The 17,167-nt window shown below is 63.6% G+C and carries 19 protein-coding genes; 18 read left to right on the top strand and 1 reads right to left on the bottom strand.

The genetic code is table 11. The features are described from left to right. The first annotated feature begins 18 nt into the window (after positions 1-18). From R3E77_07255 to murI, 5 genes are all read left to right on the top strand, one after another. Complete coding sequence (locus R3E77_07255; protein MEZ5499211.1) at positions 19-990, top strand: hypothetical protein; 972 nt, start codon at positions 19-21, stop codon at positions 988-990. Then, the gene (gene recJ / locus R3E77_07260) at positions 987-2,696 is read left to right on the top strand and encodes a single-stranded-DNA-specific exonuclease RecJ (protein ID MEZ5499212.1); all 1,710 of its coding nucleotides are present in this window, start codon (positions 987-989) and stop codon (positions 2,694-2,696) included. Before R3E77_07255 ends, recJ begins: the two co-directional genes overlap by 4 nt. Positions 2,697-2,730: 34 nt before the next feature. Beyond that, positions 2,731-3,829 (top strand): peptide chain release factor 2 gene (gene prfB, locus R3E77_07265; GenBank protein ID MEZ5499213.1). Its coding sequence is split into 2 segments (ribosomal slippage): positions 2,731-2,802 and positions 2,804-3,829, totalling 1,098 coding nucleotides; the frame shifts between segments, so codons are not numbered across the junction. A 15-nt stretch (positions 3,830-3,844) separates the two neighbouring features. Further along, positions 3,845-5,332: a lysine--tRNA ligase gene (lysS, locus tag R3E77_07270; protein ID MEZ5499214.1), complete on the top strand. Its 1,488-nt coding sequence runs from the start codon at positions 3,845-3,847 to the stop codon at positions 5,330-5,332. Continuing rightward, the gene (gene murI / locus R3E77_07275) at positions 5,329-6,174 is read left to right on the top strand and encodes a glutamate racemase (GenBank protein MEZ5499215.1); all 846 of its coding nucleotides are present in this window, start codon (positions 5,329-5,331) and stop codon (positions 6,172-6,174) included. Before lysS ends, murI begins: the two co-directional genes overlap by 4 nt. Here murI and R3E77_07280 read toward each other — a convergent pair. Next, on the bottom strand, positions 6,153-7,046 hold the full coding sequence (locus R3E77_07280) for a hypothetical protein (GenBank protein ID MEZ5499216.1): 894 nt from the start codon (positions 7,044-7,046) through the stop codon (positions 6,153-6,155). The two genes, murI and R3E77_07280, sit on opposite strands and share 22 nt — an antisense overlap. Positions 7,047-7,099: 53 nt before the next feature. Here R3E77_07280 and R3E77_07285 point away from each other — a divergent pair, with 53 nt between their 5' ends. From R3E77_07285 to lepB, 13 genes are all read left to right on the top strand, one after another. Continuing rightward, complete coding sequence (locus R3E77_07285) at positions 7,100-7,294, top strand: DUF1674 domain-containing protein (GenBank protein MEZ5499217.1); 195 nt, start codon at positions 7,100-7,102, stop codon at positions 7,292-7,294. A 20-nt stretch (positions 7,295-7,314) separates the two neighbouring features. Then, positions 7,315-7,707, top strand: a complete 393-nt coding sequence (gene sdhC / locus R3E77_07290) for a succinate dehydrogenase, cytochrome b556 subunit (protein MEZ5499218.1) — start codon at positions 7,315-7,317, stop codon at positions 7,705-7,707. After that, a complete protein-coding gene (gene sdhD / locus R3E77_07295; GenBank protein ID MEZ5499219.1) occupies positions 7,704-8,087 on the top strand; it encodes a succinate dehydrogenase, hydrophobic membrane anchor protein in 384 nt (127 codons plus the stop codon). The genes sdhC and sdhD overlap by 4 nt, the downstream gene beginning before the upstream one ends. Continuing rightward, complete coding sequence (gene sdhA, locus R3E77_07300; protein ID MEZ5499220.1) at positions 8,084-9,871, top strand: succinate dehydrogenase flavoprotein subunit; 1,788 nt, start codon at positions 8,084-8,086, stop codon at positions 9,869-9,871. The genes sdhD and sdhA overlap by 4 nt, the downstream gene beginning before the upstream one ends. Positions 9,872-9,890: 19 nt before the next feature. Beyond that, positions 9,891-10,676 (top strand): succinate dehydrogenase iron-sulfur subunit, encoded by a 786-nt coding sequence (locus R3E77_07305; protein ID MEZ5499221.1) that lies wholly within the window; start codon positions 9,891-9,893, stop codon positions 10,674-10,676. Positions 10,677-10,696: 20 nt separating this feature from the next. Beyond that, on the top strand, positions 10,697-10,939 hold the full coding sequence (locus tag R3E77_07310) for a succinate dehydrogenase assembly factor 2 (GenBank protein ID MEZ5499222.1): 243 nt from the start codon (positions 10,697-10,699) through the stop codon (positions 10,937-10,939). Continuing rightward, positions 10,902-11,384, top strand: coding sequence for a hypothetical protein (locus tag R3E77_07315; protein ID MEZ5499223.1), 483 nt, complete (start codon positions 10,902-10,904; stop codon positions 11,382-11,384). The genes R3E77_07310 and R3E77_07315 overlap by 38 nt, the downstream gene beginning before the upstream one ends. 133 nt (positions 11,385-11,517) lie before the next feature. Beyond that, the gene (rpoE, locus tag R3E77_07320; GenBank protein ID MEZ5499224.1) at positions 11,518-12,105 is read left to right on the top strand and encodes an RNA polymerase sigma factor RpoE; all 588 of its coding nucleotides are present in this window, start codon (positions 11,518-11,520) and stop codon (positions 12,103-12,105) included. Next, a complete protein-coding gene (locus tag R3E77_07325) occupies positions 12,102-12,839 on the top strand; it encodes a sigma-E factor negative regulatory protein (protein MEZ5499225.1) in 738 nt (245 codons plus the stop codon). The genes rpoE and R3E77_07325 overlap by 4 nt, the downstream gene beginning before the upstream one ends. Further along, positions 12,829-13,842 carry a MucB/RseB C-terminal domain-containing protein gene (locus R3E77_07330; protein MEZ5499226.1) on the top strand — a complete coding sequence of 338 codons (1,014 nt, stop codon included), beginning with the start codon at positions 12,829-12,831 and terminating at the stop codon, positions 13,840-13,842. The genes R3E77_07325 and R3E77_07330 overlap by 11 nt, the downstream gene beginning before the upstream one ends. Positions 13,843-13,866: 24 nt before the next feature. Then, positions 13,867-14,139, top strand: coding sequence for a glutaredoxin family protein (locus R3E77_07335; GenBank protein MEZ5499227.1), 273 nt, complete (start codon positions 13,867-13,869; stop codon positions 14,137-14,139). 96 nt (positions 14,140-14,235) lie between these two features. After that, entirely contained in the window at positions 14,236-16,029 is a 1,794-nt protein-coding gene (lepA, locus tag R3E77_07340) for a translation elongation factor 4 (protein ID MEZ5499228.1), read from the top strand. Positions 16,030-16,064: 35 nt separating this feature from the next. Continuing rightward, a complete protein-coding gene (gene lepB, locus R3E77_07345; protein ID MEZ5499229.1) occupies positions 16,065-17,153 on the top strand; it encodes a signal peptidase I in 1,089 nt (362 codons plus the stop codon). Positions 17,154-17,167 lie beyond the last annotated feature (14 nt).

The raw sequence follows: 17,167 nt of genomic DNA on the forward strand, positions 1-17,167 counted from the left end.
CGGCTACGATACGCGAACATGCGCGAAATTGTCCTGATCGCCGACGACGCCTACCTCGCCGATGACTCACCGCGACGCGACGCGACGCCTGCTGCGCCGACCTTCGCGCAGCTGGCCGCCCTGCTGCGCTATGCGAGGCGCGTGCCGGGACAAGTGGACTGGCTCGAGCTGCTTGCCGATGAGTTGGGCCTGGCGAGCCCGGTGAGCGATGCGGACCTCGCGCTTCGCGCCGTCGGTGCCGTAGCCGCCGAACCGCAAGCCCGGGCTTTGCGAGCTTTTGCAGTACGTCTCGAGGCCGGCCTGACCCAGGTGCGATTGGCGGCCGACGGTCTCATCGACATGACGCCCGAGGCCGCGGCGCAACTCAGTCGCGCGTTCAATACGGAATTCGTTCGTTCGCCCGAACCGTATCGACTCGAGGCCGCGGACGACGGTAGTTTCATACTGCATGGCGCCTGGCTCGAGGATGTTACGACGGTCGACCCGCGGCGATTACTCGGCGGCACGATTACGGAAGGACTGCCATCGGGTGAGCGCGTTGCGCCGCTGCGCAAGCTCTGGAGCGAAATCGAGTTATGGCTGGCGCAGAATCGATCGCGCTGGTCACACTGGCGCGAGGTCCCGAATGCGCTGTGGCTTTGCGGCGCCGCTCGGCGAGTGGCGAGACCGGCACGCCGCGCCACCGTCGACTGTGCGTTGTTCGCTCGCGATGTGACCGCGCGCGGGCTCGCCTTGATGGCCGGCGTCAGTGCATATTCGGCTTGCAGCGTGCCTGGCAGGTGGCCAAGCTGCGGCCATGTCTACGTGGTCGCACCGCTGCAGCAGGTGGTTGGCGAGTGGCTGCCTGTCGTACAGGAGTTGCTCGGCACCCGCCGGCTCGCCCATTGCCGCTTGCACCTCAATGATCGCTCCTTCGATCTTGGGCCGCGTGATCGCTGGCGGCTGTGGCGGCGGGCGGCGGACTGGCGGTCACTGGTAACCCGGCCGTGAGGGTGCAGCGACGTCCCGTCGATCGGTCGAATGCGCTGCCGGGCCTGAATCCGGTACTGGCCCGTGTCTACGCAGCGCGCGGCGTGCGCTCGCCCAGGGACATCGATCTTTCGCTTGGCGAGATGTTGCCGGTATCGAGTCTGCAGGGGATCGATGCGGCGATCGAACTTCTCATGGCGCACCGCTCGCCGCAGCGCAGGGTCATGGTCATTGGCGACTTTGACGCCGATGGCGCGACCAGCACGGCCCTTGCTGTCCGCGCCTTGCGTAGTATGGAATTTTCCCACGTCGATTATCTCGTTCCCAATCGCAGCGAGTTTGGCTACGGGTTGACACCCGAGATCGTGGCGGTCGCGGCCGCTCGGCGTCCGACCTTGATCATTACCGTCGACAACGGAATTTCGAGCCTGCAGGGCGTTCGGCGCGCCCGCGAGCTTGGCATCGACGTGCTGGTCACCGATCACCACCTGCCGGGTCCCGAGTTGCCGAATGCCAATGTCATCGTCAATCCAAATTGCCAGCAGGGCGAATTCGGCTCCCGGTCACTGGCAGGCGTCGGTGTCATTTTCTACGTCTGCGCAGCCCTGCAGCGTGCACTTGCCGCGAGCTCGGCCGCGGCGCGGGCCACGCGGGTCGCGGACTGGCTCGACCTGGTCGCGCTTGGCACGGTGGCCGACCTGGTGCCGCTCGATCGCAACAACCGTGTGCTGGTCGCGCAAGGCCTCTCGCGCATCCGTGCTGGCCGATGCGTGCCCGGCTTGCGCGCGCTCATGCAACTGGCTGGCCGCGAACTCGGCTCAGCGAATTCGGCCGACCTCGGCTTCACTGTCGGTCCGCGCCTGAATGCGGCGGGGCGCATCGACGACATGAGCATCGGTATCCAGTGCCTGCTGACGGACGACGAATCGACGGCCCGGATGCTGGCCGCACGCCTCGATCAACTGAATGGCGAGCGTCGGGCGATCGAGGCGCAGATGCAACAGACCGCGCTCGCGGCGGTGCGCCACCTGCGGGACGGCCCGTTGGCGGATGCGCGCCGCGGTGTGACGCTGTACGAAGCCGACTGGCACCAGGGTATCGTCGGACTGGTCGCGAGTCGTATCAAGGACAGGTTGCGTCGCCCGGTCGTGGCCTTTGCGCGCGCGGGCGATGCACTCCTGCGTGGGTCTGCGCGCTCGGTCGCAGGTGTCCATGTGCGCGATGTGCTGGCGCGTATCGACGCCTTGCACCCGCAGCTGATCGTGCGCTTCGGTGGCCATGCCATGGCCGCCGGCCTGACCCTGCACGAGGAGCAGATCGAGACCTTCGCCGAGGCATTCGACACCGCGGTCCGCGAAGCGCAGGGAGATGCAATTCGCGCTGACGTCGTGGAGACCGATGGCGAGCTGTCTGTCGAGGAGCTGTCACTGCAGACGGCGGCGGCGCTACGCGACGGTGGACCCTGGGGGCCATTGTTTCCGGAGCCATCTTTTGATGGCCAGTTCCGGCTCAGTCAGGCCCGTGTCGTGGGCGAGCGCCACTTGAAGCTCTGGCTCGAGCACTGCGAGTCAGGGCGACGCTTCGATGCCATCGCCTTTGGCTATCTGGCCCCTGGTGAAGTCCTGCAGCGCCTGCCAGGCGACGCGCGGGTCGTCTATCGTCTCGACGTCAACAGCTTTCGCGGCGAAACGAGATTGCAGCTGCTCGTCGATCACCTTATTTGCTAGGATGCGCTGCCAATTCCACGGAACAGGTCGAGTGATGGAAGTTACACAGACGCGCAAGGTTCTGCGCGACCTCGAGTCGCGGCTGCAGATGCTCAGGGGGTATCTTTGATTACGATCGCAAGCGCGAACGGCTCGAAGAGGTCAATCGGGAGCTTGAGGATCCTGCGGTCTGGGGTAATCAGGAACGCGCGCAGGAGCTCGGCCGCGAGCGGGCGCGGCTGAGCGCGGCGCTCGGCGGCCTGGACGCCGCGCAGCAGGGCATCAGCGACAACCTGGAGCTGCTGGAGCTGGTTGCCGCCGAAGCGGACGATGCGGCACTTGCCGAGATCGACCGTGATGCAGAACGATTGCGCACCACGGTCGAACAATTCGAATTCCGGCGCATGTTCTCGGGCGAGATGGACTCGCACAGTGCCTTCCTCGACATCCAGGCGGGCGCTGGCGGCACCGAGGCTCAGGACTGGGCGCAGATGCTGCTGCGCATGTACCTGCGGTGGTGTGCCTCGCGCGGCTTCGATGCCGAAGTGATCGACTCCAGCCCCGGCGAAGTGGCGGGCATCAAGAGCGCGACTGTGCAGATCCAGGGAGAATACGCCTATGGCTGGCTGCGTACCGAAACCGGCGTGCATCGCCTGGTGCGCAAGTCGCCCTTCGACTCAGGCAATCGCCGCCATACATCCTTTGCCTCGGTGTTCGTCTCGCCGGAAGTCGACGACGATATCCAGATCGAGATCAATCCCGCCGATCTCAAGATGGATGTCTATCGCGCGAGCGGTGCCGGCGGCCAGCACGTCAACAAGACCGAATCCGCGGTGCGCATCACGCACGTGCCGAGCGGAATCGTCGTCGCCTGCCAGAATGAGCGCAGCCAGCACAAGAATCGATCGACGGCGATGAAGATGCTGAAGGCGAAGCTTTATGAGCTCGAGGTCAACAAGCGCAATGCCGCTGCCCAGGTGCTCGAGGAATCCAAATCCGATGTCAGCTGGGGGCACCAGATCAGATCCTATGTGCTCGACCAGTCGCGCATCAAGGATCTGCGTACCGGCGTCGAGATCGGCAATACCACGGCCGTTCTCGACGGCGGTCTCGATCCCTTCCTCGAAGCGGCGCTGAAGGCGCAACTGCAGTAGTGCCATCCAGGGTGCATGATGACGGACGATGAGAACCGGTTGATCGCTGAACGACGTGCCAAGCTCACGGAGCTGCGCGCGCAGGGCACGGCGTTTCCAAACGACTTCCGTCCCGACGCGCAGACCGGTGAGTTGCAGGCGAGGTTTGCCGACAGCAGCGCCGCGCAGCTCGACGCCGCGCAGGTCAGGGTACGCATTGCCGGGCGCATGATGCTCAAGCGCGTCATGGGCAAGGTCAGTTTCGCAACGTTGCAGGATGGGTCCGGGCAGCTACAGCTTTTCGTCGCGGCAGATGTGCTCGGCGAGCGTTATGCGCAGTTCAGGAACTGGGATCTCGGCGACATACTGGGCGCAGAAGGGGTCATGTTTCGCACCCGCGCTGGTGAACTGTCGCTGCGGGTCGAGGTGCTGCGGCTGTTGGTCAAGTCGCTCCGGCCGCTGCCGGACAAATGGCATGGTCTTGCCGACACCGAAACACGCTATCGCCGGCGATATGTCGACCTGATCGTCAGCCCGGAGAGCCGCGCGGTCTTTCGCAAGCGCAGCCGTATCGTGAGCGCCACGCGGGCGTTCCTCGACGGCCGGGATTTTCTCGAAGTCGAAACGCCGATGATGCAGGTCATACCGGGTGGCGCGGCTGCGCGGCCATTCGTGACCCACCACAATGCGCTCGACCTCGACATGTACCTGCGCATCGCGCCTGAGCTCTATTTGAAGCGCTTGCTGGTCGGCGGCCTCGAGCGGGTTTACGAGATCAACCGCAATTTTCGCAATGAAGGTGTCTCGACGCAGCACAACCCCGAATTCACCATGCTGGAGTTGTACTGGGCTTACGCCGATTACGAAGATCTGATGCAGCTCACGGAGGAGCTCCTGCGCCATCTCGCTGCGGCCATCGGGCAGGCGCAGTCGTTGAGCTACCAGGGTCGTACTATCGACCTTGCGCGGCCGGCGCGGCGGATCTCGGTAATCGACTCCGTGATCGCCGCCAATCCCGGATTCGATCGTGCGCGGACCCGTGACCCCGATTACCTGCGCGGAGTGTGCGAGCGGCTTGGCTGTGCGCTTTCCGACGCGGATGGTCCAGGCAAGATGCTCATCGAGATCTTCGAGAAGACGGTCGAGGCGACACTGCAGGATCCGACTTTCGTGCACAGCTATCCTGCGGAGGTGTCGCCGCTGTCACGCGCCAACGACGCCGACCCATTCCTGACCGACCGATTCGAGTTCTTCGTTGCGGGACGGGAAATCGCCAACGGATTCTCGGAATTGAACGATCCGGAGGACCAGGCCGAGCGATTTCGCGCTCAAGTCGAGCGCAAGAGCGCCGGCGACGAAGAAGCGATGTTCTTCGACGCCGACTATATTCGCGCCCTGGAGTACGGTATGCCGCCGGCTGGCGGGCTCGGCATAGGTATCGACCGGCTGGTCATGCTGTTGACCGATTCGCCCTCGATACGCGATGTACTGCTGTTTCCGCATCTGCGGCCGGAGAGTGATTGAGCGCTGCCCGCGCACCCATTGGCGTGTTCGATTCCGGTGTCGGCGGCCTGACAGTGCTTGCGGCACTGCGCCGTGTGATGCCCGCGGAGCGTTATCTTTATCTTGGCGATACCGCCCGGCTTCCCTATGGAACGAAGAGCCCGCAGACCGTCCTGCGCTATGCGCTGCAGGCCAGCGCCTTGCTGGTCGAGCGTGGTGTCGGGATGCTCGTGGTCGCTTGCAATACAGCAGCTTCTTTCGCATTGCCGGCGCTGCGCGCGCGATATCCGCAGTTGCCCGTCATTGGCGTAGTCGAGCCCGGCGCCGCAGCCGCAGCCGCGGCCTCGACCAGGCAGCGCATTCTGGTACTCGCCACTGAAGCCACAGTACGCGGCGGCGCCTACCAGCGCGTGCTCGCTGCCATCAGGCCGCGCGCAGAGGTGGCCGCGCTCGCGGCGCCGCTGCTCGTGTCCCTGGCCGAAGAGGGACTAACCCACGGGCCGATCGCCGCGGCCATCGTGCAACATTATCTCGCGCCTCTGCTGTCGAGACCGCGCGAATCTGCATTCGATTGCCTGTTGCTCGGCTGCACGCATTTTCCGCTCCTCGCTGACGAGATCGCGCGCGCAGTCGGTCCTTCGGTAACGGTAGTCGACTCGGCAGCTACCACCGCGTCGGCGGCCTGCCAACTGCGCCAGGGGTCTGGGGCGGCCAGTGCGCGCGGTGCGCCCGCGCTGAAGTTGATGGCAACTGACAATGTCGAGCGTTTCGCGAAGGTGGGCGGCGCATTTCTCGGTGAACCGATCGAACCGGATCAGGTCGAGACAGTGGACCTGGCCGCTCAGTTGGCCGGGAGCGCGTAGGGCAGGGGCAACTCGTGCACGGCCTCAACGACGTCGACCGCTTCTTGGGTCGGCTCCCGGGTTTGACTGCCCGGCAGGTTGGCAACCGCGAGCACTTCATATCCTGTCGGCGTGGCTAGAGCATCCGTAATGTCGAGCCGCCTGCCGTCGGGTGCGTGGCAATGGCGCCCCGGTGCAAGCGCAAGCCTGGTGTCGACTGCAAAGCGTTGCATGCGCCGCTTGACGCGGCCGCGGTAGTGGGCACGGGCTATGACTTCCTGGCCGGTATAGCAGCCTTTGTCGAAAGCAATCGCGCCGACGAGGTCGAGGTTGAGCATTTGCGCAACGAAGGACTCACTGGTCGCGGCATACACCTGGGGCTGGCCAGCTGCAATATCGGCGCCGCGCCAGGCGAGGCTGCCATCCAATGCAGTCTCGTTGCCGCGGCGGCGAATCTGCAACCAGCGTATGCCGGCGCCCGCTTGGCGAATGAATCGCGTGTCACCGACCGCTCGCAGCGCGAAGGGTTCTGCATCGCCCAACGAACGGCTCTCGCCCCATGCAAACAGCCCCAGGTCACTCGCATGCTGCAACGAAAATTTCGAGCGCAGACGAAACCTGAGCATTCTTTCTCGTACGCTTTCGAGGAGTTCATCGGGCAGGATCAGCCAATAGCTCGCCTCGGCAAGGCGCACGATCTGCATGATCGAGATCACGCGACCTTGCGGATTGTGGTAACCCGCAAGCCGCGCATGCTCGGTCGTCATCGTGAGCAGGTCATTCGATAACTGGCCGTGAAGAAAACGACCGGAGTCCGGCCCATCGACGGCAAGCACGGCAAGATGGCTGAGCGTTGTCGCCACGTCCGTGCCGTCACTAGGGAAATCACTCATGGCAGGAGGCCCAACGTAGTCGACGCCCGGGGAATCTGGCAAAATCGATGCTAATGCAGCATAACATTGAGCTTCCGGCAGTGCCCGAGCGCTCTGCCACGTCGCCGGCAACGCCCGAGGTTGGCGCGCCGTTGCAGGCCACGCCGCCGCAACCATCGGGCGGACCTGTCGAAATCGGCGGCCCGACCGGACCCGAGCCGACGCGGTTCGGGGACTGGGAAAAAGGTGGTCGCTGCATCGACTTCTGAATATGCGATCCTCTGCGCCCATGTCGACACCGCCTCTTTCACCCCATCTCGGCGTGTACCGGTTCATGTACACGATGGCCCTGTCCATTTCCCATCGCATCAGTGGGCTCGCCATGTCAATCGGCCTGATCGTACTGTGTGCGTGGCTGGTCGCCCTGGCCGCGGGCCAGCAGACCTATGCCGCATTCATGGTCTATCTCGGCAGCTGGCCCGGTCAGGCGCTGCTGGCGGCCCTGTTGCTCGCCTTTATCTATCACTTCTGCAACGGCATCAGGCATCTGCTCTGGGATTCGGGCCGTGGGCTCGAGCGAGCCGAAGCCAGGCGCAGTGCGGTCATAACCATCGCGGCCACGCTGCTGCTCTACGGCTTCTTCTTCTACCTGCTCTTCCTTGGCAAGGCGGGATTGACATGAGCCTGCGCAGCCCGCTCGGCGCCGTTCTTGGACTCGGCGCGGCCGGACACGGTGTGACGCATTGGTGGCAGCAGCGGCTGACAGCCACGGCGCTGCTGGTGCTCGGTCCCTGGCTGCTGATATCCCTCGCGCGGCTCGATGGGCTCGATCGTGCGCACCTCATCGAATGGTTGCGCGCGGGGCTCACTGCTCCGGTCCTGATTCTGCTGGTCATCGCCGTCGCCTGGCATTCCAAGCTCGGCGTGCAGGTGATCATCGAAGACTATGTGCACGGACGCAGCAAGCTTGCGTTGCTGGTTGTCACGAGCTTCCTGCATATCCTGCTCGCCGTGTCGGCGATCCACGCGATTTTGCGGATATCACTGGCAGGTGCACCGTGAGTGGCGACTACGAATTTGTCGATCACAGCTATGACGTTGTGGTCGTCGGTGCCGGCGGCGCGGGATTGCGCACCACGCTGGGCCTGGCGGAAGCGGGCCTCAGTACTGCCTGTGTCACCAAGGTATTTCCCACCCGCAGTCACACCGTAGCGGCTCAAGGTGGCATATCCGCTGCGCTCGGCAACATGGGCGAAGACGACTGGCGATTCCACTTCTACGACACCATCAAAGGGTCGGATTGGCTTGGCGACCAGGACGCCATCGAATTCATGTGCCGTGAAGCGCCGGCGGCGGTGCTCGAGCTCGAGCACTACGGCGTGCCGTTTTCGCGAACTGCCGACGGACGCATCTACCAGCGGCCTTTCGGCGGCATGACCACGCATTATGGCCAGGGCATTGCGCAGCGCACCTGCGCTGCGGCCGATCGCACCGGCCATGCCATGTTGCACACGCTGTACCAGCAATCGATACGGCACCAGGCAGAATTCTTCATCGAGTACTTCGCTACCGACCTGATGATGCACGACGGTGAGTGTCGCGGCGTCGTCGCGATCGACCTTGCAACCGGGAAGGTGCATCGCTTCCGAGCCGCGATGGTGGTGCTGGCGACGGGCGGCTACGGCCGAACGTACTTTTCCTGCACGTCGGCGCATACCTGCACGGGCGATGGCGGCGGCATGGCGCTGCGGGCTGGATTGCCGTTGCAGGACATGGAGTTCGTGCAATTCCACCCGACCGGAATCTATGGCGCAGGTTGCCTGATTACCGAAGGCGTACGTGGCGAAGGCGGCTACCTCACCAATTCCGCCGGCGAGCGCTTCATGGAGCGCTACGCCCCGAACGCCAAGGACCTTGCCTCGCGCGATGTCGTCAGCCGCTCAATGACCATCGAGATTCGCGAGGGGCGCGGTGTCGGCAAGGAACACGACCATATTCACCTGCACCTCGAGCATCTGGGCGCCGAAGTGATACACCAGCGCCTGCCGGGCATCGCCGAGACCGCGCGCATCTTCGCCGGTGTGGACGTGACGCGCGAGCCGATCCCGGTGCTGCCAACCGTGCACTACAACATGGGAGGCGTTCCCTGCAACGTCCATGGCCAGGTGGTCACTTTACGCGGCGCAGATCCAGAAAGCGTCGTGCCAGGGCTGATGGCGGCGGGCGAGGCGGCCTGTGTATCGGTGCACGGTGCGAATCGCCTGGGCTCGAATTCGCTGCTCGATCTCGTGGTATTCGGTCGCGAGGCGGCGCGCTACTGTGCCGACCATCTCAAGCCGGGCGCCACGCTGCCGCCGCTGCCAAAGAGCGCGAGCGAATTCGCGGTGGCGCGTATCGACCGCCTGCGCCATGCCAGGGGATCGCGGCCGACCGCAGCAATACGCAATGAAATGCAGCGCGTGATGCAAAGCGACGCCGCCGTATTTCGCACCGGTGCGAGCCTCGAGGAGGGCTGCAGGAAACTCGCGAAGACCTTCGCAAGCTTCGCCGATGTGGCGATTACGGATCGTTCGATGCGTTGGAACACCGATCTCATCGAGACCATGGAGCTAGAAAACCTGCTCCTGCAGGCCGTTGCCACCATACACGGCGCCGTAAACCGCACCGAGAGCCGCGGCGCGCACGCGCGCGAGGATTATCCTGATCGCGACGATGTGAACTGGCTCAAGCACACGTTGGTATGGGTCGGCGATGATGGCCAGCCGAAGATCGAGTATCGCCCGGTCCATATGCGGACCATGACCGATGCGGTAGAGGCAATTCCGCCCAAAGTGCGCAGCTATTGATCCCCAGGCAGGACTGACCATGGCCGAATTCTCCTTGCCCGCCAACTCCCGCGTCGATCGCAATGGCAACCATTTCGCGGCGACGCAGCCCGCTGCCAGCCCGCGGCGCTTTCGGATCTATCGCTACGACCCGGACGATACGCGCAACCCGCGTATCGACACCTATGAGATCGACATGGCGGCCTGCGGCCCGATGGTTCTCGATGCGCTTATCAAGATCAAGAACGAACTCGATCCGACGCTGACGTTTCGCCGCTCCTGCCGCGAGGGAATCTGCGGCAGTTGCGCCATGAACATCGATGGGGTCAACACGCTCGCCTGCACCAAGGCATGTTCGGACATCAAGGGCGATGTGCGCATCTATCCGTTGCCGCACATGCCGGTGGTGAAGGATCTGGTAACCGACCTGACTACCTTCTACGCCCAGTATGCCGCGGTAAAGCCATGGCTGCAGAGCCGCACGCCGGCGCCGCCGGATCGCGAACGTCTGCAAAGTCCCGCCGAGCAGGAGAAGATCGACCGGCCATCGGCATGCATACTGTGTGCCTGCTGCTCGACGTCCTGTCCGAGCTACTGGTGGAATGCAGACCGCTACCTGGGGCCCGCGGCCTTGCTGGCCGCCTATCGCTGGCTGATCGACAGCCGGGACGAGGCCCAGGGCGAGCGATTGGATGCGCTCGAGGATCCGTTCAAGCTCTATCGTTGCCACACGATCATGAATTGCACGGAAGCCTGCCCCAAGGACCTGAATCCAGCCAAGGCCATCGCCGAGATCAAGCGCATGATGCTGGAGCGCCAGCACTGAGCACGGCCAGTGCGCCGCTGGTGAGCGCAAGGCTGCGGCAGTTGCATTGGCGATGCCGCCGCGGCATGCAGGAACTCGACATCATGCTGCGACGGTTTGCCGACCGCGAGCTTGCCAGACTATCGGCTGACGAATTGCGAGTCTTCGCGCAATTACTCAGCTTGCCGGACCCCGAGCTCGCCGCACTATTGTTGCGAGGTGAACAGGGTCCGGACCGCGAGCTCAATGCACTCGCCGCGCGTATCGCCGCGATGGCTCCTTGACGTCGAGATTCCCCTGCCGGCGTGGCGGGCCATCCATGGCTCGCTTGCCACCCTGGTATTGCTCTGCCTGCAACGCTCGGCGGTGCCGGGCTGGCTGCAAACGCTCTGCAGCACATTCGCGCTGCTGCTCATTGCCTGGCAGTGGCGCCGACGCGACGTCCTCCGGGGCCAGGTGGAATTCGACCTCGACGGCCGCTTATGGTTAGTCGAGGGTCGTTGCCGACGGCCGGCGCAGCTGGGCACGGCCAGCTGGCGCCTGGGTCCGTACTATGCGCTCCTGCTGCGCGATGTCGGCGATCACCGCAGGCGGAGGCGTTGGCTGCTCGGCCATCGCGCAGCCGCCGATCCGACCGCGTTTTGCCGATTCGTTGCATTGCAGCGGCTGGGTATTTGGTCGCGGTACCGCCTTGCGGACAGGAGCGGTACCATGGGTGGATGCCAGTAAGCGAAACTCGGCGCCAATCCACGGTTTCGATGCGAACTTTTGCAGTGCCGGCATGTCTATTGGCCGGCAGTCGATACTGGCGGCTGTGCGGCTCATGCAGCAGGGGGCAGTCTTGAGCGCTGATCCGAGCGATATGAGTCTGATTCGGCGCGTTCAGCGCGGTGACAAGGGTGCCTTCGATCTGCTGGTGCGCAAGTACCAGCACCGAGTCGTGAAGTTGGTCATGCGGTACGCGGCGAACGCAGCTGAGGCGGAAGACATTGCCCAGGAAGCATTCATCAAAGCCTATCGAGCCCTGCCTCAGTTTCGTGGCGACAGCGCGTTCTACACCTGGCTCTACCGGATCGCAATCAATACTGCGAAGAACTCCGTCGCCTCACGCGAACGCAGTCCGATCGAATTTACGCTCGACATGAACGACAGCGAGGCAAGCTACGACATGCAGTCGCGATTACGCGAGACGGCCACGCCCGAGGCGTTGGCCTTGACCGACGAGATTCGCCGCACCGTCGATGCCGCCATGGCTGCGCTGCCCGAGGATTTGCGCACTGCGATCGTATTGCGTGAACTGGAAGGGCTCAGCTACGAGGAGATTGCAACCACCATGGATTGTCCTGTGGGCACGGTGCGCTCGCGCATATTCAGGGCGCGCGAAGCGATCGACAGCAAGTTGCGGGAAGTATTTGATGCCGGTTTGGGACGGGCAGAGGGCATAGGATGAGCGAGCAAGGCGCATCGAAGGGCAACGGTTCCGGCCATGTCCAGGTTACACAACAATTGTCGGCCATGTTCGACGGCGAGTTGCCGGCCGAAGAGTGCGAACTACTCGCACGCCGCTTGACGAGGGATGAAGCCCTTCGCACCAAGTGGTCGCGCTATGCGCTGATCGGCTCGTGCATCCGCGGCGACTTCGTTGCCTCGTCCGTCAGCCAGGGCGTCATCGGCAGCGAGCAGCTGGCGCGGCGCGTGCAGGCGGCCGTGCAAAAGGAAGGGCAGGCCGGCGCTGCCACGCGAGTTCGAGTGCCGAGGCGGCTGGTTCATGGAGCCCTTGGTCTCGCCGTGGCGGCAGGCGTCGCAACTGTCACGGTGCTCGGGCTGCGCGTATTGCAGACTGGCCCATCCGCGGCCACGGCCACGGTGTTGGCGGACGGCAGCGCTGCCGCGGCGCAGGTTTTGCCCACCGTGTCGTCAGCGGGTTCCGGCGAGCCGCTCAGCTACAGTACACCGACACCCGGGTCCAGTGCGCCGGGCCTGCCGGCGACCGAGCTTGCCAATTACGTCGTTGCCCACAGTGAGTTCTCCAATCCGCTCATTCGGCGCAATCTCCTCTCGGCGTTCGTAACCGGTAGCCCGCCGGCGGTCGATGACGAGGGCTCCCCGGCTGATCGCGACGATGCGGCCAAGGCCAAGCCTCGTGAGCCAGTGGCAAAGGCGGAGGTGACCGATGCGCGCTAGGGCGGGTATCGCGCTTGGTCTGTTGCTCTGTGCCGGCAGCAGCGGCTTCGCATGGGCCGACGATAGCAGCGCGACGCCCTCGCAATGGCTTGCCCGGATGAGCCGCGCGCTTACAGACAGCAACTACGACGGTGTGTTCATGCACGTGCGCGGCGGCAGCGTCGAGACCTTGCGCATCATCCACCGGGTGCAGGATGGCACAGTCGATGAGCGACTGGTGTCGCTCGATGGTTCCGGACGCGAATTCATCCGGCGCGGCAACGAGATGGCTTGCTACATGCCTGACAGCCGCACCGTCGTGGTCGAGGAGCAGCCTGCGGACGCGCGACCCTTGCTCGGAAACCTGCCACGGTTCGATGATACGACCGCCAATGTTTACGACATCCGCGCCGTGGGTCGGGCGCGTCTGCTGGGTCGCGATACGCAGCTCATCAGTGTGCGGCCCAAGGACCGATTCCGCTATGGCTACCGGCTGTGGATCGACGAGTCGTCGAATCTGCCGTTGCGGACCCAGCTTTGCGATGCCAGTGGCGCAGTGATCGAACAGATCGTGTTCGCGAACCTGACCCTGCCGGAGCGCATCGCTGATGAGCAATTCCGTCCGCAGGTAGCTGCGGCCGATTTCAACTGGCTGCGCCGCGGCTCGCGCCAGGTGCAGGCAGCCACCAGCGCCGCGTCCTGGGGCGGCGTCAAATTGCCGCCGGGGTTCCGTGTCGCGGCGCGTACATCGCAGGTCATGCCAGGATCGGAGAAGCAGGTGGACCAGGTCGTTTTCACAGACGGCCTCGCGTCGATCTCGGTGTTTGTCGAACAGCAAGGCGCTCCGGCGCGTGCCGGTGAAAGCGAGGAACGCGAAACCGCCGTGGGTTCGGTGTCGGTCTTTTCGACAGTCTCCGGTGGCCAGCGCTACACGGCCGTCGGTGAGGCTCCGATCGAAACCGTGCGGTACATTGCGACGTCCGTCAAATCGGGCGCTCCGGATTTCGGTCGGCGCAAGCGCTGAGCCAGACTTATCCTTGACTTCGGCATGAGCGATCTTGCGGGCCTGGTCCTGCTCACGAGGCCCGATTGCGATTTGTGCGAAGAATTCCTGGCCGAGTTCGCGGCTCACCTGCCCGCTACGACAGCGCCGCCCCTGCGCCGGCTCCCGGTCGACTCGGACGCCACCCTGGTGCGGCGTTATGGCCTCAAGATCCCGGTATTGCTCCTGGATGGGGAACTCGTCTGCTGGGGCCGCTTCGACCCGGCCGAACTCGACCGGTTGCTGGGTGCGCCTGCTCGTCGTCGAGAGCGGCTATAATGGCAAGCTGACGTATAGGACCAGCTGCGGGCTCGCAGCCGCGAGCTGCGCATTGCGCCGCGTCGCCACGCGAGCGCCGCGCCCGGCACGTTTCCGATGCAGCACATTCGCAACTTTTCAATCATCGCCCATGTCGATCACGGCAAGTCCACGCTTGCCGATCGGCTCATACAGCTGTGTGGCGGTCTTGCGGACAGGGAAATGCAGGACCAGGTCCTCGATTCCATGGCGCTCGAACGTGAGCGGGGTATCACGATCAAGGCGCAGGCCGTGTCGCTGCACTACCGCGCGCGCGACGGCCAGAATTACCAGTTCAACATCATCGACACACCCGGTCACGTGGATTTCTCCTACGAAGTATCGCGATCGCTGGCAGCCTGTGACGGCGCATTGCTGGTGGTCGATGCCTCCCAGGGTGTCGAGGCGCAGAGCGTCGCCAATTGCTACACGGCGATCGAGCAGGGGCTCGAAGTCGTGCCGGTGATCAACAAGATCGATTTGCCGTCGGCCGATCCCGAGCGCGTGAAACGCGAAATCGAGGAAATCATAGGCATCGCCGCTGCAGATGCGAACCTCGTGAGTGCCAAGACCGGCGCAGGCGTGGATGAATTGCTGGAGACCATAGTTGCGCGCATTCCCGCACCCCGGGGTGAGCCGCAGGGGGAGCTCCAGGCGCTCATCGTGGATTCATGGTTCGACAACTATGTCGGTGTCGTGTCGCTGGTTCGGGTCGTAAACGGCAGCGTAAGCACCGGCGATCGCATCCGCGTCATGTCGACGGGTCGCGCCTACGCAATCGACAAACTTGGCAAGTTCACGCCCAAATCCGTCGCCTGCGATGCGCTCGGCGCGGGTGAGGTTGGATTTCTGATCGCCGGCATCAAGGATATCGACGGTGCGCCAGTTGGCGATACCATAACATCGGACCGTCGCCCGGCAAGCCAGCCGCTGCCAGGGTTCAAACAGATCCAGCCGCGCGTCTTCGCGGGCCTGTTTCCGGTCAATTCCGAGGACTATGAGTCGTTTCGCGATGCACTTGCAAAACTGCGACTCAACGACTCGGCGCTGCACTACGAGCCCGAAGTCTCGGGTGCGCTCGGATTTGGATTTCGCTGCGGGTTTCTTGGCCTGCTGCACATGGACATCGTGCAGGAGAGGCTGGAGCGTGAGTACCACCTCGATCTCGTTACCAGTGCGCCCACCGTCATCTATGAAGCCCAGCTGACCGATGGCACCACGGTCTTCGTCGACAACCCGGCTCGCCTGCCAGGCACCAACCAGCTGGCTGAGCTGCGTGAACCCATCATCACCGCGAACATCCTGGTGCCGCCCGACTACGTGGGTGGAGTGTTGCAGCTTTGCAGCGAAAAGCGTGGCGCCCAGAAGAAGATGCAATATCTGGCCAATCAGGTGTCGTTGCAGTATGAACTGCCGCTCGCCGAGGTGGTGCTCGATTTCTTCGACAGGCTGAAGTCAGTGAGCCGCGGGTATGCTTCCTTCGACTATGAATTCGCGCGTTTCCAGGCCGCTCCGCTCGTGAAGCTCGACATCCTCATCAACGGCGACAAGGTTGACGCGCTGTCGATCATCGTGCACCGGGAGAATGCCTATCAGCGGGGCCGTGACCTGGTCGACAAGATGCAGGAGCTGATTCCGCGGCAGATGTTCGAGGTTGCGGTGCAGGCGGCGATTGGCACCAACGTGATTGCCAGGGCGACGGTCAAGGCACTGCGCAAGAACGTGCTGGCCAAGTGCTATGGTGGCGACATTACCCGCAAGCGCAAGTTGCTCGAGAAGCAGAAAGAGGGCAAGAAGCGCATGAAGCAGCTCGGACAGGTTGAAATACCGCAGGAAGCGTTTCTCGCGGTGCTCAAGGTGGGCAAGAAATGACCGGCGACGGCATCGGCAACGACGGAGTTTGATCAATGTTCGCTGAGATACTCGATTGGCTGACCGTGGCCGCTGTGGTTTTCGGTGTGATCTGCGCCGTGGACGACCTGTTCATCCGGCCGCGACGGCGCGCCGAGCGCGGGCCGGACTCGACCGACCCGCAACCACTGCGCACGATGTATTTCCTGTTGCCGTTCCTGGTAATCGCTGCGGTCCTGCGCCTGCTACGCGCCGAGCGTCTCGATTTCAGCCTGGTCCTGGTCCTCATCACGGTCATATCAGGTGCATTGTGGGCGATCGATGTGCTGCTGTTGCGGCGCTTGCGCGCTGGCCTCGCTGCACGTGCGGCCGGAGGCGGGATTCCCGAGCCCATGACCATCGACTATGCGCGCAGCTTTTTTCCGGTTGCGCTGCTCGTACTGCTGGTGCGCTCATTCCTGTTCGAACCGTATCGGATTCCTTCCGATTCGATGATGCCGACTTTGCTTGACGGCGACTTCATCGTCGTCAACAAGTTTGCCTATGGTCTGCGCCTCCCGGTGCTCAACCGGAAATTTCTCGCCGTGGGCGAACCGCAGCGCGGCGATGTCGTCGTCTTCCGCTATCCACCGGACCCGGCCATCAACTACATCAAGCGACTGGTCGGCCTGCCAGGCGACCGCGTAACGATTCGTGCGGATCGAATTTATGTCAACGACCAGCCCGTACCATTCAAGGTCGTAGGTAGCTATGACGATGGTTGCTACCGCAATATGCAACTCGCCGAGGAGACCCTGGGCGAGCACCAGCACCAGGTCATGTTCTGCAACACGCCTGGTGACATTGGCGTCGCCGTCATGCCAAGCTGCAATCGCAGTCCGGAGGCAGTGCGCGGGCGCAACTACTTCTGTCAGCCGGTCGACATGGAAATGCAAAGGGACCTGAACGACGCCTTCGACATCCGTGTTCCGGAAGGCAAATACCTTATGATCGGCGACAATCGCGATAACAGTTCGGACGGACGGGTCTTCGGCTTTGTCAGCGAGGAGCTGCTGGTCGGCAAAGCGACGCGCATCTGGTTCAATCTGGACCTGCAGCGCAGCGGTGGGCCCAATTGGGGCCGGATTGGCAAAGCGATCGAATAGCGCGCAAAATAGCC

It is taken from the genome of Steroidobacteraceae bacterium, assembly GCA_041395505.1.
Lineage (GTDB): Bacteria > Pseudomonadota > Gammaproteobacteria > Steroidobacterales > Steroidobacteraceae > JAWLAG01.